At 53.4% G+C, this 22,818-nt stretch carries 17 protein-coding genes; 9 read left to right on the plus strand and 8 right to left on the minus strand.

The features are described from left to right. The first annotated feature begins 146 nt into the window (after window positions 1-146). Together ACQ66Q_RS12850 and ACQ66Q_RS12855 are read left to right on the plus strand one after the other, a co-directional pair. Window positions 147-1,238, plus strand: a complete 1,092-nt coding sequence (locus ACQ66Q_RS12850; protein WP_430457171.1) for an efflux RND transporter periplasmic adaptor subunit — start codon at window positions 147-149, stop codon at window positions 1,236-1,238. 20 nt (window positions 1,239-1,258) lie between these two features. Then, entirely contained in the window at window positions 1,259-4,339 is a 3,081-nt protein-coding gene (locus ACQ66Q_RS12855; RefSeq protein WP_430457172.1) for an efflux RND transporter permease subunit, read from the plus strand. 112 nt (window positions 4,340-4,451) lie between these two features. Here ACQ66Q_RS12855 and ACQ66Q_RS12860 read toward each other — a convergent pair whose 3' ends face one another. Together ACQ66Q_RS12860 and ACQ66Q_RS12865 are read right to left on the minus strand one after the other, a co-directional pair. Next, window positions 4,452-4,967, minus strand: a complete 516-nt coding sequence (locus ACQ66Q_RS12860; protein ID WP_430457173.1) for a DUF1569 domain-containing protein — start codon at window positions 4,965-4,967, stop codon at window positions 4,452-4,454. After that, window positions 4,954-6,204, minus strand: a complete 1,251-nt coding sequence (locus ACQ66Q_RS12865) for a multifunctional CCA addition/repair protein (RefSeq protein WP_430457174.1) — start codon at window positions 6,202-6,204, stop codon at window positions 4,954-4,956. The genes ACQ66Q_RS12860 and ACQ66Q_RS12865 overlap by 14 nt, the downstream gene beginning before the upstream one ends. Window positions 6,205-6,280: 76 nt before the next feature. On the opposite strand from ACQ66Q_RS12865, the gene ACQ66Q_RS12870 reads away from it, so the two are divergent. Together ACQ66Q_RS12870 and ACQ66Q_RS12875 are read left to right on the plus strand one after the other, a co-directional pair. Continuing rightward, window positions 6,281-7,195, plus strand: coding sequence for an ExeA family protein (locus ACQ66Q_RS12870; protein WP_430457175.1), 915 nt, complete (start codon window positions 6,281-6,283; stop codon window positions 7,193-7,195). A gap of 24 nt (window positions 7,196-7,219) precedes the next feature. Beyond that, window positions 7,220-8,038, plus strand: coding sequence for a general secretion pathway protein GspB (locus tag ACQ66Q_RS12875; RefSeq protein ID WP_430457176.1), 819 nt, complete (start codon window positions 7,220-7,222; stop codon window positions 8,036-8,038). 15 nt (window positions 8,039-8,053) lie between these two features. Here ACQ66Q_RS12875 and ACQ66Q_RS12880 read toward each other — a convergent pair whose 3' ends face one another. Together ACQ66Q_RS12880 and putA are read right to left on the minus strand one after the other, a co-directional pair. Next, window positions 8,054-9,160: an HD-GYP domain-containing protein gene (locus tag ACQ66Q_RS12880; protein ID WP_430457177.1), complete on the minus strand. Its 1,107-nt coding sequence runs from the start codon at window positions 9,158-9,160 to the stop codon at window positions 8,054-8,056. Window positions 9,161-9,286: 126 nt separating this feature from the next. Further along, the gene (gene putA, locus ACQ66Q_RS12885; protein ID WP_430457178.1) at window positions 9,287-13,069 is read right to left on the minus strand and encodes a bifunctional proline dehydrogenase/L-glutamate gamma-semialdehyde dehydrogenase PutA; all 3,783 of its coding nucleotides are present in this window, start codon (window positions 13,067-13,069) and stop codon (window positions 9,287-9,289) included. A 137-nt stretch (window positions 13,070-13,206) separates the two neighbouring features. Here putA and ACQ66Q_RS12890 point away from each other — a divergent pair, with 137 nt between their 5' ends. Both ACQ66Q_RS12890 and ACQ66Q_RS12895 read left to right on the plus strand, forming a co-directional pair. Then, complete coding sequence (locus tag ACQ66Q_RS12890; protein ID WP_430457179.1) at window positions 13,207-13,701, plus strand: winged helix-turn-helix transcriptional regulator; 495 nt, start codon at window positions 13,207-13,209, stop codon at window positions 13,699-13,701. A 113-nt stretch (window positions 13,702-13,814) separates the two neighbouring features. Beyond that, window positions 13,815-14,390: a DUF7010 family protein gene (locus ACQ66Q_RS12895; protein WP_430457180.1), complete on the plus strand. Its 576-nt coding sequence runs from the start codon at window positions 13,815-13,817 to the stop codon at window positions 14,388-14,390. 57 nt (window positions 14,391-14,447) lie between these two features. On the opposite strand, the gene ACQ66Q_RS12900 is transcribed toward ACQ66Q_RS12895, so the two are convergent. Continuing rightward, on the minus strand, window positions 14,448-15,104 hold the full coding sequence (locus ACQ66Q_RS12900) for a TIGR04211 family SH3 domain-containing protein (RefSeq protein WP_430457181.1): 657 nt from the start codon (window positions 15,102-15,104) through the stop codon (window positions 14,448-14,450). A gap of 144 nt (window positions 15,105-15,248) precedes the next feature. On the opposite strand from ACQ66Q_RS12900, the gene ACQ66Q_RS12905 reads away from it, so the two are divergent. Both ACQ66Q_RS12905 and glnE read left to right on the plus strand, forming a co-directional pair. Then, the gene (locus tag ACQ66Q_RS12905) at window positions 15,249-16,160 is read left to right on the plus strand and encodes an inorganic triphosphatase (RefSeq protein WP_430457182.1); all 912 of its coding nucleotides are present in this window, start codon (window positions 15,249-15,251) and stop codon (window positions 16,158-16,160) included. Window positions 16,161-16,183: 23 nt separating this feature from the next. Then, window positions 16,184-18,994, plus strand: a complete 2,811-nt coding sequence (gene glnE, locus ACQ66Q_RS12910) for a bifunctional [glutamate--ammonia ligase]-adenylyl-L-tyrosine phosphorylase/[glutamate--ammonia-ligase] adenylyltransferase (RefSeq protein WP_430457183.1) — start codon at window positions 16,184-16,186, stop codon at window positions 18,992-18,994. Here the strand turns inward: glnE and ACQ66Q_RS12915 are convergent. From ACQ66Q_RS12915 to tolC, 3 genes are all read right to left on the minus strand, one after another. Continuing rightward, window positions 18,984-19,589, minus strand: a complete 606-nt coding sequence (locus ACQ66Q_RS12915) for a TcpQ domain-containing protein (RefSeq protein WP_430457184.1) — start codon at window positions 19,587-19,589, stop codon at window positions 18,984-18,986. The genes glnE and ACQ66Q_RS12915 overlap by 11 nt on opposite strands. A gap of 97 nt (window positions 19,590-19,686) precedes the next feature. After that, window positions 19,687-20,610, minus strand: coding sequence for an LpxL/LpxP family Kdo(2)-lipid IV(A) lauroyl/palmitoleoyl acyltransferase (lpxL, locus tag ACQ66Q_RS12920; protein WP_430457185.1), 924 nt, complete (start codon window positions 20,608-20,610; stop codon window positions 19,687-19,689). 138 nt (window positions 20,611-20,748) lie between these two features. Beyond that, window positions 20,749-22,050, minus strand: coding sequence for an outer membrane channel protein TolC (tolC, locus tag ACQ66Q_RS12925; protein WP_430457186.1), 1,302 nt, complete (start codon window positions 22,048-22,050; stop codon window positions 20,749-20,751). Window positions 22,051-22,164: 114 nt separating this feature from the next. Between tolC and nudF the strand changes: the two genes are divergently transcribed. Continuing rightward, entirely contained in the window at window positions 22,165-22,806 is a 642-nt protein-coding gene (gene nudF / locus ACQ66Q_RS12930) for an ADP-ribose diphosphatase (protein ID WP_430457187.1), read from the plus strand. Window positions 22,807-22,818: the final 12 nt, after the last annotated feature.

The raw sequence follows: 22,818 nt of genomic DNA on the forward strand, positions 1-22,818 counted from the left end.
CACGGTAATCTCGTTGCAACTAAAAAACCGTGTTATTTTATACAGGTGTTTTTCGGTGATTTCGCAAGGAGTTCTGAAATCGCCTGACACTTCCCCCTTAAAATGCAACCTTGGCTCTTAATATGAAAATCCTGAAACCTGTGTTGATGTCTCTCGTGATCACAGCTGTGTTGGTCGGTACTATTGTTGCCGTGAAAATGGACCAGTTTAGTGTGATGGCTGCCGGTGGTGGCCAGGTGCAACCGCCTGAAACCGTCTCTGTCTTTGTTGCCGCAGAGCAACAATGGCCTAATACCTACACAGCGATTGGCACCGTTGAAGCGGACGAGGGCATTATGATTTCCGCCCAGGTACCGGGTAAAGTCAAGCGGATCACCTTTCAATCCGGTGCCGAGGTTAAAGCCGGTGACGTTCTGATTGAACAAGAGTCAATTAACGAAGCCGCTCAGCTCAATGCTGCACAGGCCCGGTTAAAACTGGCGAAAACCAGTTACCAGCGGATCCAGGAACTGAAATCCAATAAACTTGCCAGCCAGAGCGAGCTTGATACCGCGTTACAACAAGTTGAATCGGCACAGGGTGATGTTGATGACCTCAATGCAACACTTCAGAAGAAATTAATCCGTGCGCCTTTTGATGGTCGGGTCGGTATTCGTCAGGTCGACCTTGGTACCGATCTGCAAGTCGGCACTGCGATTGTGTCTTTGCAGGCGACAAACCGGGTCCGCGTAAACTTTCCGGTGCCCCAAGACTGGCTCAGCCAGATGAACACCGGTCTGCCGGTTGAAGTCTCCACTGGTGGCAGAGATAACCTGGTTGTAAAAGGTCTGGTGACTGCGATAGGCACAGAAATTCACCCGGAAACCCGCAATGTGACGGTTCAGTCTTCACTGGATAACGGCAGCAAAGCTTTAGTGCCGGGGATGGCAGTAACGACCACCGTCACTTTAAGCGACCCGCATTCAGTGCTCGCGGTCCCTGCTGCAGCCATTATTTATGCACCTTATGGCGATACGCTGTTTGTCGTCGATGAAGAAGACGGCAAATTGGTCGCCCGTCAGCAGTTTATCCAGACAGGCAAAGCGTTGGGAGACTTCATCGAAGTCACTAAGGGCTTAAAGGCAGGCGAAAAAGTCGTCAGTGCCGGTGCTTTCAAGTTATTCAATAACCAGGCTGTGGTGATTGGCACAAAACCGACACCGGAATTCAAAGCCAATCCAACGCCCACTGACAGTTAAGGCGCCACAGGCAGGTTTGTATGAAATTTACTGATATTTTTATTAAGAAACCGGTACTGGCGATCGTGGTCAGTTTGCTGATTCTGCTGGCGGGGATTCAATCGCTCAGCAGCTTATCAGTTCGGCAGTACCCACGCAGTGACATCGCAGTGATCAAGATCACCACCGTCTATATCGGCGCGAACTCGGATGTGATCCGCGGCTTTATCACGTCGCCCATCGAACGCGCTATCGCGTCAGCGGGTGGTATCGACTATATCGAGTCGCAAAGTACCATGGGGATGTCGACCATTACGGCGCATTTGCAACTGAACTACGACCCACTGAAAGCGATGACTGAAATCAGCGCCAAAGTGAATCAGGTGCGGGGCGAATTGCCGCCGGAAGCCGAGGTACCGTCACTGGCGATTGAAGCTGCTGACAGCCAGTTTGCTCAGGCGTACCTGAGTTTCAGCTCAGATATTCTGGAGCAAAACCAGATCACCGAATTTTTGACGCGCTCGGTACAACCACGCCTGATTGCGGTGAATGGTGTCCAAAAGGCGGAGATCCTCGGTGGTCGTACTTTTGCGATGCGGATTTGGCTGAAAACAGAAAAGATGGCGGCCGTTGGCGTCACCCCGGCTGAGATTAGGGCCGCGTTGCAAGCACAAAACGTGCAGGCAGCGATAGGCCAAACCAAAGGTAGTTACACGCAGGTCAATCTGAATGCCAATGCCGGCCTCACCAATGTCGAAGATTTCCGGCGCATCGTGGTGCGGCAAAATGCCGACGGTGTGATTCGCCTGGCTGATATCGCCGATGTAGTGCTTGGTGCGGACGACTACAGCGTGGAAGTGAATTACTCCGGTCAGACTGCGGTATTTATGGGTGTGTTTGTCGCGCCGAATGCCAATAGTCTGGAAGTGATCCGGACTGTCACTGCTGAGATGGAAAAAATCAAAGCAGATTTACCGGCAGGGTTATCGGGTGAAGTGTCGTACGACGCGACCAAATACATAGATGCAGCGATCCAAGACGTTATTAAAACACTGGCTGAGACGCTGATTATCATTATCGTGGTAATTTTCCTGTTCCTCGGCTTCAGCCGCTCCGTGCTGATCCCACTGGTAGCCATTCCGTTGTCACTGATTGGCGCTGTTTTTATCATGCAGCTTTGTGGCTTTTCGTTGAATTTGCTGACTTTATTGTCAATTGTATTGTCAGTCGGTTTAGTGGTCGACGACGCCATTGTTATGGTTGAAAACATAGAGCGGCACATTCAGGAAGGTTTAAAACCTTTCCACGCCTCTCTGGTTGCTGCTCGTGAATTAGCGGGGCCCATTCTGGCGATGACCGTGACGCTGATGTCGGTGTATATCCCGATTGGTCTGCAAGGTGGTTTGACCGGGACATTGTTCCGTGAGTTTGCTATTACACTCGCAGGCGCGGTTACCATCTCGGCGATAGTCGCGGTGACTTTATCCCCGATGATGGCATCCCGGATGCTGTCACCGCATCGGGAGATTAAAGCGCCGTTGTCGAAAATCTTTGATCGGTTTGCCGCGTTTTATAGCCGTAAACTCAATGCCACGCTGGAAAACCGTATTGGCGTTTACCTGTTCTGGGGTTTTATCTCTATCTGTGTAGTGCCGCTGTATATCATGTCGAGCAAAGAGCTAGCGCCCACTGAAGACCAGGGCGTGATCTTTGGTATTGTTGATACACCGGCGAACTCAACCATTGACCAGGCGTCATTTTATGGCAAACAGGTCAATGAAGTGTTTATGTCCGTACCAGAGACTGATTTTACCTTCCAAATCACCTTCCCGACCGGTGGTTTCAGCGGCATGGTGACAAAACCGTGGGCGGAACGTGAGCGGACGACTACCGAGATTTTACCGGACGTGCAGCAGAGGCTGGGCGAAATTGCTGGGGTACGGATCTTGCCAATCACGCCACCGTCTTTGCCGGGGGGTGGGCAATTCCCGATAGAGTTTGTCATTGCATCGACGGCGGATAGTCAGGAGATTTATGACTACGCGTTGAAGCTGCAGCAGACCTTTACCGAGAGCGGCAAGTTTTTCTTCCCGCCGATGCTGGATATGAAAATTGACCAGCCGGAATATCAGCTGAACATTGACCGTGAAAAAGTGGCTGATTTGGGCCTGGACATGCGCACTGTGACGCAGGATTTAGGCATTCTGCTCGGTGGTGGCTGGGTCAACCGGTTTAATAAAGACGGCCTGAGTTACAAAGTGATCCCACAGGTAAAACGGATTGAACGGCTGACGCCGGATGATTTGTCCAAGCTGTATATCACCGGGCCTGACAATAGCATGATCCGGCTGGACCAGATTGCGACGCTGACGCACTCAACGGTTCCGCGCTCGATCAACCGGATGCAGCAACTCAATGCCGTGAAAATCTCAGGGGTTGGCGCTGGTTCTTTGGATGAAATGCTGAAATATATGGAAACGGAAGCCCGCAAGATCCTGCCTGCAACTTACACCATCGATTATACCGGTGAATCACGGCAGTTAAAGCGTGAGGGCAACACTTTCCTGCCGGCCTTCCTGATGGCTTTAACGATGATTTTCCTGGTGTTGGCGGCTCAGTACAACAGCTTCCGTGATCCGATCGTGATTCTGGCGGGTTCAGTGCCGCTGGCGATGTTTGGTGCGCTGATTTTCACTTTCTGGAAAATGTATGCGCCGATCCCGCATTGGACCGACGCAATCAGCAGTACGCTGAATATCTATTCGCAGGTCGGTTTAGTGACGCTGGTCGGCTTAATTGCCCGGAACGGTATTCTGGTGGTGGAATTTGCCAACAAGCTGCAGGAAGAAGGCCGGGCAAAAATTGATGCGATCCGCGAAGCTTCAGTGTTGCGGTTACGTCCGGTGCTGATGACCAGTATCGCCACCATCGCCGGTCACACACCACTGATTTTCGCAGATGGCGCTGGCGCAGAAGCACGTCAATCAATTGGTATTGTGCTGGTGTTTGGTATGACTATCGGTACTATCTTCACGCTGTTTGTACTGCCATCGATTTATGTATTGCTGGCGAAAGACCACCAGAAAGACATGATCCGTCAGGCGGAACTCGAAGCGATTTAAGCGCTGTAACCATGCAAAAGGGCAGCCGTGGCTGCCCTTTTTTATTGGCAATTTAGCATCACATTTTAAGGAGCGGGATTTTTGCTTTTACATCCGGTCCTGCACGGTGCCGTCAAGCGACCGAAATTTGGCTTAAATGCTGGCGGATATGCAGCTGGTGAGCGGCCTGAAAATCAGCATGGCTGAGCGTGCCATACGCAAAATGCGGTGCCAGCGTGGTCGCCGCAGCAAATTCATCTAATGCCTGCAGCAATGCCGCCAGAGCAACTTGCGGGTCTAACACAGCATCCAGATCCGGCATGCCGGGGATCGCTTCATCCAACGGGTGGCGCATGGCGCCGGCGGCTTTAAAGCCTTGCAGTGCCAGTGGGCCAATACTGTGCTGGAACCACCAGCTGCGCTGTTGCGGGTAACCCTGATAAGAACCCCGTACACTTTGCGCCAGATGCTGAAAGATCTGACTGACATTCCAGCTGCCACTGCTACTCAGGGTTTTACCGGCCATTTGCTGGAGCTCTTGTTGCAGAGCTGTCAAATCCGCAACAAAGCGACTACCAGCGCCATAGACTCCAGCCACACCAGTGCCGGCGATTGCAGCACTCACCAGTAAAAATTTACGCCTGTTCATACGGAATGCTCCTGAATGCTTCTAATCGTTGTTGGATAGCATCAAGCCGTGCTGCAGCGACGGCTTGCTTCATCGCCGGGCCTTGATGTCCGGCGGCGACCAGCGCTTTGATGTCGACCGCTCTCGCGCCAGTGGCTAAAGCTCTGAGATACTCTGCCTGCGGATAGTCAGCCTGTTCAAAGCCGGTGCGACCGCGCAGATCTGCGATACAGCAGGTCAGCAGCAGTTCCAGCCGGTCCGGCTTGCGCCAAAGGTCAATACCATCAAATAGTTTCAGGATTGTCACAGCGCGCAGTTCCAGCGCTTTATGCACCAGCTGATGATACTCGCAGGCCAGCAGTGCCAAATCCCGGCAGTCATTCGGGATGCGCAGGCGTTGGCACATGGCTTCGATGAGCGGCAATCCGCTGTGCTCATGGCCATGATGTGATGGCCACAGTTCGGGCGCTGTCAGTCCTTTGCCGACATCGTGACACAGCGCTGCAAAGCGCACATCAAGCCTTGGCGATAACAACGCGGCCTGTTGCAGCACTAGCATACAATGCACGCCGGTATCGATTTCCGGATGCCAGCGCGGTGGGTTGGGCACGCCCCATAACACCGACAGTTCAGGCATCAATACTTCAAGTGCGCCCACCTGCTGTAACAATTCAAAATAAGCCGCCGGGGTTGTTTCCAGTAAAGCCCGCGCGGTTTCCTGCCAGACCCGCTCTGCAGTCAGATGGGCCAGTTCACCACTTTGCACCAGTTGCTGCATGAGCGTGAGTGTCTCCGCCGCTACGGTAAAACCGCGGTCAGCAAAGCGGGCGTAAAAACGCGCTACCCGTAAGACGCGCAGTGGATCTTCAACAAAAGCTGCAGAGACATGGCGCAGCACTTTGGCCGCTAAATCCTGTTGACCGCCATATGGGTCGGTGATCACACCGGTGTGCGGGTCCTGCGCCATGGCGTTGATAGTCAGATCGCGGCGCAGCAGGTCTTCTTCCAGGGTTACATCCGGCGCGTAATAACAGGCAAAACCGGTATAACCTTGCCCCTGTTTCCGCTCGGTGCGGGCCAATGCATATTCTTGCTTGGTTGTTGGGTGGATAAACACCGGGAAATCTTTGCCCACCGCCTGATAGCCCTCGGCCAGCATCTGCTCTGGGGTGGTCCCGACAACCATAAAATCCTGGTCCTGGCATGGCAGTCCCAACAAGGCATCACGCACGGCGCCGCCGACAAGATAAATCTTCACACGCTTTCCTGACAGGTGATTTTTTGCCATTATAACGCTCCAGCAACAATTGCGCTCCAGGTCTGAGCAGGAAGCCATGTACACCGCATTTTTTGGTCTGAACAGCCAGCCGTTTTCGATTGCGCCGAACCCTGAGTTTATGTATCTCGGCAGTCGTCATACTGAAGCACTGGCGCATTTACGTTATGGTTTGGGCGATGCCGGCGGCTTTGTATTATTGACCGGTGAAGTCGGGACAGGTAAAACCACCGTATCGCGTTGTTTGCTGGCGGAGCTGCCGGCCAATACTCAAGTGGCTTTCATTTTGAATCCAACGTTGTCTGAACTGGAATTGCTGGCCGCCATTTGTGATGAATTGAAGATCCGCTACAAAAAAACCGACGCCAGCCTGAAATTACTGACTGATAAAATCACGACAAAACTGCAAAAGAACCATCAGGCTGGCATCAATACCATTCTGATCATCGACGAAGCCCAGCATCTGCAGCCAGCGGTGCTGGAGCAGCTGCGGTTACTGACTAATCTGGAAACCAATACCAAAAAGTTGCTGCAGGTGATTCTGATTGGCCAGCCGGAATTGCAGCAATTATTGCAACGTCAGGATTTACGCCAGTTGGCGCAGCGGATCACGGCGCGGTATCACTTAATGCCGCTGACCTTGCCGGAAGTGAAGTATTATGTCGAACATCGATTGCAGGTGGCCGGTTGCAGCAGACCGGTTTTTGCTGATAGTGCACTGAAAAAACTCTTTGAATTTTCTGGGGGTATCCCACGCCTGCTGAATTTGTTATGTGATCGCGCGCTGTTGGGCGGGTATAGCCAGCAGAAGGCCCTGATTGATGGCAAATTGATCGAGTTGGCCGCCAGCGAAATTCTGGCGATTAAGCCACTGGCGCAAAAACCGGGCTTGCCGGTCTGGCTCTGGCCGTTATTGTTTGTGTTGTGTCTGGCGCTTGGCGTTAGTCTGTCTTTGTTATGGTTACAAACCTAAGTTAAACCGGAGTCCGGGTTTTTTATGTCGTTATTAATGGATGCACTGAAACAACAGAATAATGCTGTCGCTGAAACTGCAGCTGCGCCGGCCGCGCCGGCACGTGGCTGGCAATATCTGGCCATCGTGTTGTTAGTGCTTTGTGGGCTGGGGCTTGGGTTTGCGCTGGCTTTCTGGTTCACCCACAAACCCGTCGCCGAGCCTGCTGCCGTTGTAGTGGCCGCACCGATAGTTCCGGTTGCTACTCCGGCTTTACCACCGGCAAATCCCGGATTGATCCTCAGTGATCTCACCGCAGTGCCGACCAGCGAAGAGCAAGAAGCGCAGTTGGTGATTTCAGCGGAGCGTGAAGTATCTCAGGGGCAAAGCCTCGATGAACAGGTGGCAGTACTGGAGCAGTTCGATGAAGGAATGCCGATGCAGGAAGCTGATCCTGATGCACCGGTCGCAGAATTAACGGCACGGCAGCCGGATCTGAGCGCCGACGAAGTGCCTCAGGAATTAAAAGACAAATTCCAATACGCGCTGGAAGCCGCAAAAGGTGCGAGCCGGCCGGCGAAGATCACTGAGCATGCGGCGCCAGCCCGTGATATCAGTACGCTGGATGATTCACTGCAACGCCAAATCGCACCATTACGTTTTGAAGCGCATGTGTATGCTTCAGAACCTAAACAGCGCTGGGTGAAAGTGAATGGCAAGGATTTACAGGAAGGCCAGTGGATCACGGCAGATATTCAGTTAAAAGAAATCACTCCTCAATATGTCCTGATGCAAACTGGCCGGCAGCTTTTCAGTATGGAAGCGCTTTCGGACTGGTCGTATCGTTTAAAAAGCCGACCCTAACTGCGACGTCTGCCGTTAAAAGTACTGGCGCACATCTAAAGCAAACTGGCTGAGATCAGCTGCCGCCACGATATGCTCTTCCGGTAATTTAGCCAGATCCAGTACTTTTGCCGGCAAATGATGCCGGTGCACACTGTGATAAAACAACTTCACTTTGGGTTTATCCGCGTATTTTGGGTGGTTCTCCAACACCAGAGCCAATTTCCCTGATTTCAGCCTGACAGCAGAACCCGGCGGATAAAGCCCCATTCCACTGAGAAACATCTGTGTCAGTTGCGGTTCCAACGTTTGACCTGCAGCCGCTAATAACTGGGTTCTTAAACTGGCAATGTCTATTTTGCCGAGATCTGCCAGTTCTTGCAGATTGGCATAGCGGTTCACAATAGCAAGCAACCGGGCTGGCGCGGATTGTTCAGCCAAAGGCGCCAAATGCCCGGCGACTGCATCGAGACTACGGGCCGGACAAGCCGATTGCTCTAACAAGGTCAGGCTATAAGGTAGGGCTGCCAGATCAGTGGGGTGCTCCTGTGGAAACAGTTGTTTCAGCTGCGCTTTACCGGCGTCGTGCAGTAGCGCAGCCAGCGTGTAGTCACGCGCTTCAGCCTCAGATAGTGACAGGCTCTGACAAAATGCCGCCATCAGACAGGCGCAGCGCACGGCATGACGCAGTAGTACATCATCTTCCTGTAGGATTTGTTGCAGATAAAGTAATGCCTGCGGATTGCGGTTGCTGCTATCGAGCAATCTGTCGCAATTTTGCGTTGGCTGCGTCAAATCCACGCTGTCGGCCTGCGCCATTTGTGCAAATATCGTGGCAGTTTGCTGGCGGGTGCTTTGCAAGGTCAGTTCAGTGCGGCTGCACTCCTGTTCAAAATCGGCGCGGGGTTTTGTCGGGGAAGGCTCAGTTTGTGCCGGTGCCACCGGCAGGTCTTTCGGCGGTGGCAGCCGTTTGGTCGGATCGATAAATACTTCCAGCACGCCTTTTTGTTTGAGTGTCGCGATCAGTAGTTCGCTGCGAATCCAACCTGCGTGTTTAATCACCACATCACCCGTTTGGCGGGCGACAGCAGTGACATAACTGCCAAGCGCGAGCTCGTCGATTGGAACTACTTGTTTTGTCATATCAATAGCCTTCAGGTTGTTTGCATGAACATAAGCAAAAGTGCCGGAAAATGCAAAAGTGGCGCACCTTGAATAAAAAAGGCCCGCAGCAGCGGGCCTTGTGATAGCTGACGAAAGTCTGGCGGTTTAAACCGCGTTGTCGCTCATCGTCATCAACGAGGCGTTGCCGCCGGCTGCTGTGGTGTTAATAGTGACGGTTTTTTCCGTGACCAGACGGTGCAGCAGACGTTCATCGGCTGGGGTGGTGACCAGTGGTGAAATGGCGCCATCGCGCGCGGCAATCAGTTCACCGGTCAGCGCTTTGACTGCACTGCCAGCTTCAATCACAGCGGCGGCGACCAGCGGGTTACTGATCAGCGCTTTGAGCTGGGTCAGTTTGGCGACACTGAACAAGGCCGGTGCCAGATTGGCGTTTAGCAGCACTTTTCGGATCGCTTCCGCTTCTGCAAGGTCTTTATCTTCAACCACTGCAACCACAGCGTTGCCCGCCGCCAAAGCGGTCAGCACTGACAACATCCAGTATTTAAAGCAAGCGGATTCATCGCGGATACAAGCGACGACACCACGGGCTTCCAGGTGCAGCTGGTTGGATTCACCAGTGGGGCCCGGCAGCTGGATCGGTGCCGCCAGTTCTTTTTCAATATGACCGATGAGACCACGCGCACTGGCCAGCACTTGTGCCAAATCGCCTTCCTTTTTCACCACCACAGCATTGGAAGCCAGCTGCGCCATGAATTGGCGAATGACGGAGCTGCGTGCGGTAATGTCTTTTTTCTGCCATTCGACCTGCGCTTTTGCTGCCAGTTGCAGGCTTTGCTGCAGGGCATTGTCGTGGCCTGGCGCGGCCAGCAGGCTGGTCTTTTTGTCGTCTGACAATGGCGTTTCAGTCACCTGCAGATTGTCTTTAATCAGGCGGGTTAAATAGAACGGACCGCCGGCTTTTGGACCAGTCCCTGACAGACCACGGCCACCAAATGGCTGCACACCGACCACTGCACCAATCATATTGCGGTTGATGTAGATGTTACCGGCTTTGACTTCACGCGCGACCTGCGCGGTCACTTCAGCGATGCGGCTATGTACACCCATCGTCAGGCCGTAGCCGCTGGCATTGATTTGTGCGATCACATCATCGAGCTGTTCGGCTTTAAAGCGGATGATATGCACTACAGGGCCAAATACTTCGCGTTGCAGTACGGCCAGATTGGCAATTTCATACAAACGCGGAGCAAAGAAGAAATGACCTTCACCCGCCGGGATCGGGCACTCGTAATGCAGCTTGGCTTTGCCTTCCAGATACTTCACGTGCGCCGTCAGGCCAGTCAGGGCCTTCTGGTCAATCACCGGGCCGACATCGGTAGAGAACAACGATGGGTCACCGACATACAGCTCTTTCATTGCGCCTTTGATCATATGAATGATCTTGTCGGCAACGTCTTCTTGCAGGAACAATACCCGCAGCGCTGAACAGCGCTGACCGGCACTCTGGAAGCCTGAAGACACCACATCATCGACCACTTGCTCCGGCAATGCGGTGGAATCGACGATCATACAGTTTTGACCACCGGTTTCAGCAATCAGAGGCACCGGCTCACCGCCGCGTTCGGCCAGTTTACGCGCGATCCAGCTACCGGTTTCGGTAGAGCCGGTGAACATCACGGCTTGGATACGTAAGTCTGGTACCACGTGTTCACCAATGATCCGGCCCGGCGCAATGGTCAGCTCGACCACACCGGCTGGCAGGCCGGCGGCGCGCCACAGTTCGATGGCGCGAATGGCAATTAACGACGTCTGTTCAGCAGGTTTGGCAATGACGGTATTACCAGCGGCAACAGCAGCGGTGACCTGGCCTAAGAAAATCGCCAGCGGGAAGTTCCACGGGCTGATACACAGCACCACACCACGGCTTTGCAGCGGCGTGCCGGTGAACATCGCTTCAGCACGCGCAGCGTAATAGCGGCAGAAATCAACGGCTTCACGAATTTCCGCCACGCTGTCCGGCACGGTTTTACCGGCTTCTTTGACACAAATCGCCATCAGCTCATCGCGATGCGCTTCTAAGGCATCGGCTAAAGCACGCAGCAGGCGGGCGCGCTCAGCAACCGGTGTTGTGCTCCAGGCTGGGAACGCAGCTTCGGCACGGTCAATGGCAGCTTTCATCTGTTCTGGCGTGTGGTGCTCGACATAGCCAATCACCTGGGCGTGATTTGCCGGATTGCGCACTGCTTTGGCGCCTTCGACCGGGGTGCTGCTGGTCGCTGTCGCCAGCCATTGCTGCATATTATTGCGCAGTGGAGTAATGGCATCGACTTCAGTTAAATCAATGCCTTTGGAATTTTTACGCTCATCGCCATACAGGTTGGCTGACAAAGGGATTTGTGTGTTGCGTTTGTGTTTCCAGCTGCGGACCAGTTCAACCGGATCGGTCAGCAGGCTTTCCACCGGAATGCTTTCATCAACGATGTTATTAACAAACGAGCTGTTAGCACCGTTTTCCAGCAGGCGACGCACTAAATACGCCAGCAGATCTGAGTGTTCACCAACCGGCGCATAGATCCGGCACGGGACTTTATCTTCAGCAACGATTTGGTCGTACAGCGCATCGCCCATGCCGTGCAGACGCTGGAATTCGTAACCGCTGCGATCCGGCGCCATTTCCAGAATGGTGGCGGCGGTGTAAGCGTTGTGCGTGGCAAACATCGGATAAATACTGTCGCGGTATTCCAGCAGTTTGCGTGCACAGGCTTGATAGGACACGTCGGTTGACGGCTTGCGGCTGAATACCGGGAAGTCGTTATGGCCTTCGATTTGGCTGATTTTGACTTCGCTGTCCCAATAAGCGCCTTTCACCAGACGCACCATCAGTTTGCGGCCGACCCGGACAGTCAGTTCACGCAGCCATTCAATCAGCGGCAGACAACGCTTGGAATAGGCCTGAATCGCCAGACCAAAACCTTCCCAGCCAGCTAAATCTTTATCGGCGAATACGGCTTCGATGACGTCCATCGACAGCTCTAGGCGATCTGCTTCTTCGGCGTCCACGGTGAAGCTGATGTCATAGCCTTTGGCCGCTAACGCCAGTGTTTTTAACCGCGGAACCAGTTCTTCCATCACGCGATCACGATGTGAGAAGCGGTATTTCGGGTGAATGGCGGATAATTTGACCGAAATGCCCGGGCTTTTCAGCGGCCCGCGTTTTTTCGCCGCAGTACCGATGGCATTGATTGCCATCATGTAGCTCTGGAAATAACGGTCGGCATCTTCCATCGTGCGGGCGCCTTCGCCCAGCATGTCGTACGAGTAAGTGAAGCCTTTGGCTTCCAGTTCAGTGGCGCGTTCCACGGCTTTGTTGATCGTGGTGCCCATGACAAACTGCGTCCCCATGATTTGCATGGCATAACGCACAGCCTGACGGATCACCGGCTCGCCGAGACGGCCACAGGTACGTTTTAATAAACCAAACTGGTCTTTTTTATGGTCGTCACTGTAATTGACCAGCTTGCCGGTCAGTAACAGGCCCCACGCTGAGACGTTGACGAACAGCGACTCGCTGTTGCCTAAGTGCGAACTCCAGTCGCCATTGGATAATTTGTCACGGATCAGGCGGTCAGCGGTGTGTTTATCCGGTACCCGCAGCAGCGCTTCGGCCAGACACATCAGCACCAGACCTTCTTCGGTCGACAACGAGAATTCATTCAGCAGCGCATCCACACCACCTTTGCCAATCTGCGCCTGCCGGATATTCACCACCAGCTGACGGGCGCGTTCCCAGGCACGGGAGCGGGCCTGATCGCCAATATCGGCAAGCGGTAACAGAGTTTCCAGAACCTGGGCTTCATCTGCGCGGTAGAACTGGCGCAGTGTCTGGCGCAGAGGGCTTGGGGAGGGGAGTTCGCCGTGAAATAGCATAATTTTTATCTCGGTTGATTTAAAATAAATGCTGCATTTTAGTGAAAGCACTACCGTATTTGGTGGCTAAATTTCGATTTAAACCATATATAATTTGGTTTTATAATGCTTTAACCAGAAAAAATACGGAATCAGCTATGAATGCCAAAGGCCGGCCGTTAGACCGCATCGACAGAACCATTTTAGACACTCTGCAAAAGGATGGCCGGATTTCGAATGTGGAGCTGGCCAAACGCGTCAATTTAAGCCCAAGCCCTTGCATTGACCGCGTCCGCAAGCTCGAGCAGGAAGGTTTTATTGAAGGGTATGGCGCTAAATTGTCGGCCTCCAAACTAGGGCTCGGCACTGCAGCTTTTATTCAGGTCACCCTGGACCGCACCACCGGCGCTATCTTCGACCAGTTCCGCGACTCGGTGGTACAAATCGCCGAAGTTGCCGAGTGTCACATGGTGGCCGGTGGCTTTGATTATCTGCTGAAACTGCGTTTATCCAGTATGGAAGCTTATCGCGCGGTATTAGGCCGGATTGTTGATTTGCCGGGCGTCTTGCAAACCCACACTTATGTGGTGATTGAACAGGTGAAGCAGGATTCGGGGCTGCCGCTGGACGACAAAGCGCAGGATAAAAACTGAGTTCTGGGCCGGATGCACGCCGTGACAAATGTCATGGTTTTTGATGACAAAGCACACTGACTGACCAGGCGCATAACCGGGATACTGACACCATCAAATCACGGAGGTGTGCCATGCAAAACAGCAAAACGTTAGACCAGCAACTGATTGAATTTCGTAGTAAACGTTACCTGGCAATGCCGTTGTCCGGCGCCATTATCTGGGCATTGATTGGGGCCTTGTCGTTTGTGCTGACGCCTTATCAGCAAGTGATGGCGACTTTTATCGGCACCGGCAGCATCATTTATCTGGCGATGGCGATCTCACGGCTGACTGGAGAGAACATCAGTTTCCAGAAAAATACTGAACGGAACTGGTTCGACACCATTTTCCTCGCCGCCGTTGGCATGAGTTTTCTGGTATTTGCCATCAGCATTCCGCTGTTTATGGAAAACTATCTGGCGCTGCCATTTGCCCTGGCTGTGCAGACCGGGTTGATGTGGCTGGTGTTTGGTGTCGTGGCAAAAGCGCCAGTGGCTTATGTCCATACCATGGTTCGCACTGTGGCTTGCGTGGCAGCCTATCTGACCTTGCCACAACACAGTTTCTGGTTACAACCGCTGATTGTGGTGGTCTGTTATGGCTTTACCATTCCGGTTCTGGAAATGCGCTACCGGGCGCAGGTTTCGACTGCTGCAGTCACGGCGTAAAGCGCAGATAACAACAAAGGGAGCTTTTGCTCCCTTTGTTGTATTTTCATCAATCATCTACATCCAGCGATCATTGCGCCGGCGTTTTGGTGTGATCAAAGGCAAAATCAGGCCAAACAAAATGCCGCCCAATAAAATGCCCCCACCTATCACCATCTTGTTCTGCAATAATTCCGGATTCTCTTCCGCCAGACGGGTAGTCAGCTGAGCTGCAGTCTGCTTGGCGAGCTCAGCCGCTTTGACGGCCTCATCACGCTCGGTCTGGGCTTTGCTGACTTCAGCCTGCAAGGTCTGACGTTCCTGCTCAAACTGTGCGGCAATCATTTCCTGCTGACTGAGTTGCTGCTTCAACGCTTCCAGATTGGCCTTCGGACTGGCGGTATAACTGATGTATTCGCCACTGAGCCAGCCTTCGCCACCACTGCTGTCGCGGACTTTGACAAAACCATTGGCCGGATTGTCGCCGATAAAAGTGACATTCTCGCCAGCACGTACCGTGGAAATAGTGCGGTATTCATTGCCTGGGCCTGAGCGTAATGGCGTACTGAGGCTGTCGATGATAAACGCTGGTTTTTCGGCAACTGCGGGTTTGGCCGGCGCTTCAGTCACAGACTGTGCGGCAGGCGCTGAAGTTTGTTCAGAAGGGACTTGCTGGGCTGACGCAACAAAACTGGCCAATACAGTGGCGATACAAGCAGATTTCAGAGTAGACATAACAAATTCCGGTGGGCTGCAACAAGCATAATTGCGCCCGATCATAGGGAGTTGTGCTGAGGTTGACAAGCAAAAACACTTGCAGCATCAATGGGGCTGGCTTAGTGTGCCTGACAAATCGTTTTGACGTGATCAGGACCTGTTATGTCGCTGGAAGTGGAACTGAAATTATTGTTACCGGCGCAGCAAGCTGCCGCCATTTTTACCGCTGTAGCCGACTATTGCCACCAGCAGCTGGCCGCTGTGGAGTACCTCGGCGAAAAGACCTTGTTAAATGCTTATTTTGACACAGCAGATCAATGGTTTCGCCGTCACGACAGTGGTCTGCGCACCCGGCAAAAACAAGGCCGGTTTGAACAGACCCTGAAGCTGGCCGGCCAGCAACATGGCGCGGCGCATATCCGGCCTGAATATAATGTACCGACCACCGGCGTAGTCCCAGTTCTGACCGATTTTCCGGCGGACGTCTGGCCTGCAGGCACCGACGCCGCTGCGTTACAGGTTAATCTGCAGGAATTATTCCGCACCGATTTTGTCCGGCAGACACTGCTGCTGCAAACCGTTGGCGGTGCGCGGATTGAGCTGGTGTTTGATCAGGGAACTGTGCTTGGCAGCGGCCAGCAGGAATTGATTTGTGAGCTCGAGCTTGAATTGCAAAGCGGCGCAGTGGCGGAGATCTTCAACTTGGCTGCGGCGCTGGTGCAACAATTCCCGTTACAGTTGGGCGTGCAATCCAAAGCTGAACGCGGTTATCTGCTGGCTAAACAACAACCGCTGCAATGGCAGGACTTTGGCCCGACCGATACGCCGGCAGATTATCTGGGCACATTTTTGCGCAATCAGTTACTGCTAAACCGGGGGCAGGCGACACAAGCCATGCTGGAGCTGCAATGGCAGCAGTGGCTCAAGGCGCTTGCTGCTGAACCCGCCGCTGCGGCTATCTTAGCGCTGGCGGATGCATTGGGGTTACAGCCATCACCACAAGCGCTGCAATCTTGGTTGTTGCAATACAGCATCTGGTTACTTGAGCCTGCCACGCTGAATCGTATCGTTTAACAAGCCTGATCCGGAGTGTGTCCATGTCGCACCAGCCCACTGCATCTTTATTAAACCTGCCCGCGGAATTGAGCCAGGCGCTGGCGCTGCAGCGGGCCCAGCTGGATTTCAGCCTGCCTGAAGCGCAAGAGCGCCAATTACAACAGTTATTAGCGGCCAGTCCACTGCTCGGTCGATGCCTGAAACTACAGCCGCACATACTGGCGGGGTTACTCAGTGGCGAACCCGGTTTTCATGCACCGGATCTCAGCCAGCCGCATACCGAACCTCAGGCCATGGCCGCGCTGCGACGCTACCGCAATGCCAGTTTGTGCCAGATCCTGGCCGATGACATGTTGCGGGCACAACAGATCAGCACAGCGTTGACGCGTGTGTCTGCGTTGGCGGACGAGCTGATTAATCTGGCATATCAGTGGGCCTGGCAAGAACTTGCGCCGCAGTGGGGCCAGCCACTTGATAGTAGCGGTCAGGTCATGCCGTTACTGATCCTCGGCATGGGCAAGCTCGGTGGTGGCGAGCTGAATTTCTCCTCGGATATCGACCTGATATTTGTCTATCCGCACAATGGCGATACCAGTGGTGGCAGGCGTAGCACGGAGAATCAGCAGTTCTATACCAAACTTGGCCAGAAAATCATTCTGCTGCTGAACCAGGTCACTGCCGATGGTTTTGTTTACCGCGTCGATATGCGTTTGCGGCCCTTTGGTGACAGTGGTCCGCTGGTGCTGAGTTTTGCCGCCTTTGAAGATTATTATCAGGCGCAGGGTCGCGACTGGGAGCGTTACGCCATGCTAAAGGCGCGCATTCTGAATCCGGTGGCGCCTTATGCCGTTGAACTGCAGGCGATGCTGAAACCCTTTGTCTATCGGCGTTATATTGATTATTCGGCGATTGAATCGTTACGGCGGATGAAACAGCTGATTGAGCAGGAAAACCGCCGGCGCAACCGGGTCGACAATATCAAACTCGGTGCCGGTGGCATCCGCGAAGTTGAATTTATCATTCAGACGTTGCAGCTGATCCGTGGTGGCCGTATTCCCGCCATTCAGCAACAATCGATTTTTGCCGCGATGCAGGCGCTGCTGCAGGAAGGCTTGTTAGATCCGGAAGCGGAACAGATCCTGTATCACGATTACTTGTGGTTACGCCGCGTCGAACATCATCTGCAGGGCATGGATGATCAGCAAACCCAGACGTTACCGGCCGATGCGCTGAGCCAGCAGCGTCTTGTCCTGGCGCTGCAAGCGTCCGACTGGCCAACGTTACAGCAGCAGATTGACACGGCAATGCAACGGATCCACCAGCAATTCCGTTTAGTGATCGCACAAGAAGATCAGATGGAACCGCAAGAGCTGCTGCTTGGCCGCATGCTTTGGGATAGCGATCAGTCCGCGACTGAGCTCGCTGAACATCTGGATTGGCTGACGCCGGCTGATGCTGAACTGCTGATGCAGCATCTGCAGCAGTTTAAAGCGGACAGTCAGAAACGGCAGGTTGGCCCGCGCGGGCGTGAATTACTGGCAAAACTATTACCGTCATTGTTGCACGGGGTGGAGCAGGAACAAGCAGGGCCGATTGTGCTGGAGCGGGTGCTCGGCGTGCTGCGGCAAATCGTCTCGCGCACTGCCTATCTGGAATTGTTATTTGAAAACCCGCCGGCGCTGCAGCAGTTGATTAAGCTCTGTGGCCGCAGTGGCTGGCTGGCGGAGCATCTGGCGCGTTATCCGATGTTGCTGGATGAACTGATAGATCCGGAATTGTTGTATCAGGTGGCAACTGTTGCGGATTACCGCGACCGGCTGCGCCAGCAAATGCTGCGGGTGCCGCAAGACGATCTGGAATTGGTGATGGAAGCACTGCGCCAGTACAAACAGGCGCAGACGCTGCGGATTGCAGCGGCCGATATCACCGGCATTTTGCCGCTGATGAAAGTGTCCGATCATCTGACCTGGCTGGCCGAAGCGCTGATGGATACTGTGGTCGAGCTGGCTTGGCAACAGATGGCGGATAAATATGGTTATCCGGCCGGGCTCGATGCGCACAGCAGCAAAGGTTTTGCCGTGATTGCTTACGGCAAACTCGGCGGGCTTGAACTGGGTTATGGCTCTGATCTGGATTTAGTTTTCCTGCATCAGTGTGATTCGCTGGCGCCGACCAGCGGTGCGCGTGGCATTGATTCCCGCCAGTTTTATCTCAAGCTGGTGCAGCGCATTTTGCACCTGTGCACCACCCGCACAACCAGCGGCTTATTGTATGAAGTTGACACGCGGTTGCGGCCATCCGGCAACGCCGGGCTGCTGACTGTGCATGTGGATACTTATGGTGAATACCTGCGTCAGGACGCCTGGACCTGGGAACATCAGGCATTAGCGCGCACCCGGCTAATTTACGGTGACGCGGCGATCGCCAGCCGCTTTGAGCAAATTCGGGCAGAAATTTTGGCAAAGCCACGGGATCTCGAAGCGTTACGTGGCGAAGTGCGCGACATGCGACAAAAGCTGCGCGAGCATCATGGCGTGGCATCAACCGAAGTGAAACACAAAGCTGGCGGTATTGTTGATCTGGAGTTTATCAGCCAGTTCCTGGTTTTGGGGTATGGCGCCCTGTATCCGGCGTTGTATCAGTACAGCGATAACATCCGCATACTCGACGCGGCAGCGGCTTGTGGCCTGATGTCACCAGCGCAGGCACAGCAACTGCAACAAGCCTATCAGCAATTGCGCAGCAGCAGCCATCGTCAGACTTTAGCACCAGCGGAAGTTGCGGTTGAGGATTTGTCCGGCGCAGAGCAGCAGGTAAGGGATGCCTGGCAGCAGTTTATGCTTAGCGTTTAGTTTCTTCGGCGTTTAGGTGCTGACAGTTTTGTTCGACAAACATATTGGGTTTGTCCGTCAGTACCGCAGCCCGCTGTTTCGGACAAAAATACGCGCGCACCGGAGACTCAAAATCCGGTGCTATAGCTTTTGAGATATCTTTCAGCGTTTTTAGATAATTGCCTTCGCTTTGGAAGTAATGCTTTACCACGTAATCCCGCGGTAAAGTCCAAATCAGTTCCAAGTCTTCCTGCTTGGCAAAGTCGATCATATGTTCACGCACTTTGCTGCCAGGTTCAAACTTGCGGTTGGCAATAGCTCCACTCCAGTTTGCCGGCATTTCCGGCACCGTATTGGTGCGGCTCTCTAGCGTGCGGGTCAGTTTGTCACTGGTGTCAGTCAGCTTGATGATAAATTCTTTTGATTTGTCTACGCTGGTATCCAATGAGTAGCGCAGTTGTTCATAAAAATTGGTGAACTCCATCGCGGCGACTTTTTTGGCTTCAATTTTGACTGGCTCAGTTTTGGGCAGCAGCAGATCAGGATAAAACAACAAAACCCCGGCGAGGGCGAACAAAATAACCAATGCTGTGATGTGCTTAAGCCAAAATCCCATCTTAACTGCTCTGTTGCTAGTCGAGAGTTCATACTAAACCCTGCGGCATACAGATGCCAGCAGCTTTTCTGCCATGCGGTGCAACACACCGCAGCCATCAATACAGTGAAGGCGCGTCCGGATCCGGCCGTGTTTTAAAGCGGCGGTGCACCCACATATATTGCTCCGGATGTTTCAGAATGGCCTGTTCCACCCATTGATTCACACGGCAAATCGCGGCGTATTCATCTTTGCCCGGGAAATCGGTCAGCGCTGGCAGTGCTTCGATCTGATAGCCCTGATTATTCGGGAGTTTACTGGTGTAAATCGGGATCACGGCGCAATTGGCGGCGTTGGCAAATAACAAAGTGCCATTGGTACAGGCGGTTTCTTGCACGGCAAAAAACGGCGCAAAGATAGCGCGGTTGCGGCCATAGTCCTGATCAGGCAGATAAAAACACACTTCGCCGTCGTTCAAAGCGCGAAGCAGCGCTTTGACATCGCGTTTGCCAATCATATATTTGTTGCCACGACTGCGACCGCGATACATGAAGAATTCCATCAACGCATTGTTGTGTGGGCGGTAAAAACCAATACTTGGATGGGTCAGGCCAAAGACCCGGCCGGCGGCTTCCAGATGCAACATATGCGGTGCCAGTAGCAACACACCTTTGCCTTTCGCCAGTTCTGCCTGAATATGTTCGTAGCCTTTAAAATGAGCGATGCGCCGGATGCGCCATGTCGGCCACCACCAGCCAATCAGCGTTTCCATCGCGGCACAGCCGGTTTCTTCAGCATTATGTTGTACCAGCTGCTCCCGTTCATTGTCGGGCATATCGGGAAAACACAGTTCGAGATTGCGCCGGGCGATGCGGCCACGGGATTTGAGCAATTTAAAGCTGAGCCGGCCGAGACCACGTCCCAGTAACATCAGCACCCGGTAAGGCAGCCAACTGATCAGATAAGCGATGCCGAGAGCCAGCCACAGCAGCCAATAACGAGGGTGAAGTAAGGTCAGAGAAAATGGCGGCGCCTGATACACAAGAAATCCTTGCAGCTGAAAACCGGCTATTGTAGCGAAAAGTGTGAATCTGCAAAGCGCAGAAACAACAAGGCCACACTGGTCTGAGCTTTGTCAGGTCCGGTGTGGCCTTGTTTCAGCGCTTAACTTTGCCGTGAATTACGCGCCCAGTGCAGCGTTGACTGTTGCCAGATCGGCTTCAGTCAGGGTACCGGCGGCTTGTTTCAGCGACAGTACTGCCAGGATGTAGTCATAACGTTGTTTGGTCAGGTTACGGCGTGCATCAAACAGATTACGCGTGCTGATCAGCACGTCGACAATAGTCCGTGTACCGACTTCAAAACCGGCTTCAGTGGCTTTTAACGCACTTTCCGCCGAAACGACCGCCTGTTCCAGTGCCTTAATACCGGCAATGGCGGCACCGACGTTGTTGTAGTTCACCCGAACCTGACGCACCACAGAACGGTGGCCCAGTTCCAGATCTTCGCTGGTAGCTACATAGTTTGCGCGTTGCTGTTCGGTCGAAGCTGAAGTGGCACCGCCTGAGTAGATCGGCACATTCAGGTTCAGGTTCACACTTTCTGAATCTTGTTGCGGAACGTTACGGCTATCCTGCAGTGTTTTCGTTGCACTCAGGCCAACGGTCGGATAATGGCCTGATTCTGCCAAATCGATATTGTTCTGGGCAATTTCTACCGCGAGCTTACGGGCTTGTAAATCCAGGCTATTGGTTTCAGCAATTGAGACCCATTCAACAACGTTGGCAGGTTTCGGTGCTGTTGGCTTGAATTGACTGGTATTCAGTGGGCTTAGCTGGGAATGGTATTCGCCGGTGATTTCTTGCAGCGATTCGCGGGCGTTTTCCAGTGCGTTAGTTGCGGCGATTTCGCGGGCGACCACGCTGTCATATTGTGCCTGCGCTTCATGTACGTCGGTGATAGCGGTCAGACCGACGGCGAAACGTTGTTTGGTTTGTTCCAGCTGACGTTCCACGGCGCGTTTTTCCGCGACCACGAAAGTTAAATCATCGTTGGCGCTTAATACACTGAAATAAGCTTGAGACACACGGACAATCAGGCCCTGCAACGCGGCGTTATAATAGGTCTGGCCTTGTAATGCGGTTTTTTCCGCGTTAGACAGGCGTTCCCAGTCACCCCAGTTGAAGACGGTCTGGGTCAGACTGAGTCTGTTGGTATAACCGGTACCAGTAGCGGTCATGCCGCCACCCTTATCTTCCCGCGATTTACCGAGTGACGAGGTTAAACTGATATCCGGCAGGAAATTCGCTTTACTGATATCGATGCCAACTTTGGCAGCATCACGCTGCGCGGCGGATTTCAGTACTTGTGGGTCTTTTTTCAGTGCCAGCTGATAAACGTTTTGCAGGTTCTCCGCGCTGGCTTGCAGGCTGAACAAGCCGAGGGCCGCGCACACCAATGAACATAAAGCAGTTTTTTTCATAACCAGGTTCCATGGAAAACAAAATTGAACGGATATTAACGTGTTCGCGTACACTAAGTCGAACCGTTCGCGTAAAAGTTGACGCCCCAAGTGTAACAGAATGTGAGCCCCGAGATGGCTGAAAACAAAGCAATTAATTATCCGGCATTCGCTGCTAAAGATGTGGAAATTCACGGTGAACACACCGTTTTTCAAGGTTTTTTTACGATGAAATCGTATCAGTTCCGCCACCGCTTGTTTCAGGGCGGCTGGAGTGACCTTGTTACAAGGGAGATCTTCGAACGGGGTGATGCGGTGGTGGTGTTGCCGTTTAATCCTCACACCGACGAAGTGGTGCTGATTGAGCAATTTCGCTTTGGTGCCATGCGCAGTTCCGCCACGCCATGGCTGCTCGAAGCGGTCGCCGGTATGTTTGGCCCGGATGAACAGCCCGAGCAGGTCGCACGGCGCGAAGCCGCAGAAGAAGCTGGACTGTCGCTGGGGCGGATGATCCCGCTGCTGAGTTACCTGAGTAGCCCGGGCGGCACCACAGAGCGTATCCATTTGTATCTGGGCGAGTTAACGGGCCCGGTAGAGACCGGCGTGTTTGGTCTTGCGGAAGAACATGAAGATATCAAAGTCCATGTCATGCAACGGCAACAGGCGGTCGATTTACTGAATGCCGGCAAAATCGACAATGCGGCGACTGTCATTGCGTTACAATGGCTGTCTTTACAGCTGGAGTCGGTACGCAAGCAATGGGCTGTACCGGCCTGAATTGACCAGAAT

The sequence above is a fragment of the Rheinheimera sp. genome (assembly GCF_965283995.1).
GTDB lineage: Bacteria > Pseudomonadota > Gammaproteobacteria > Enterobacterales > Alteromonadaceae > Pararheinheimera.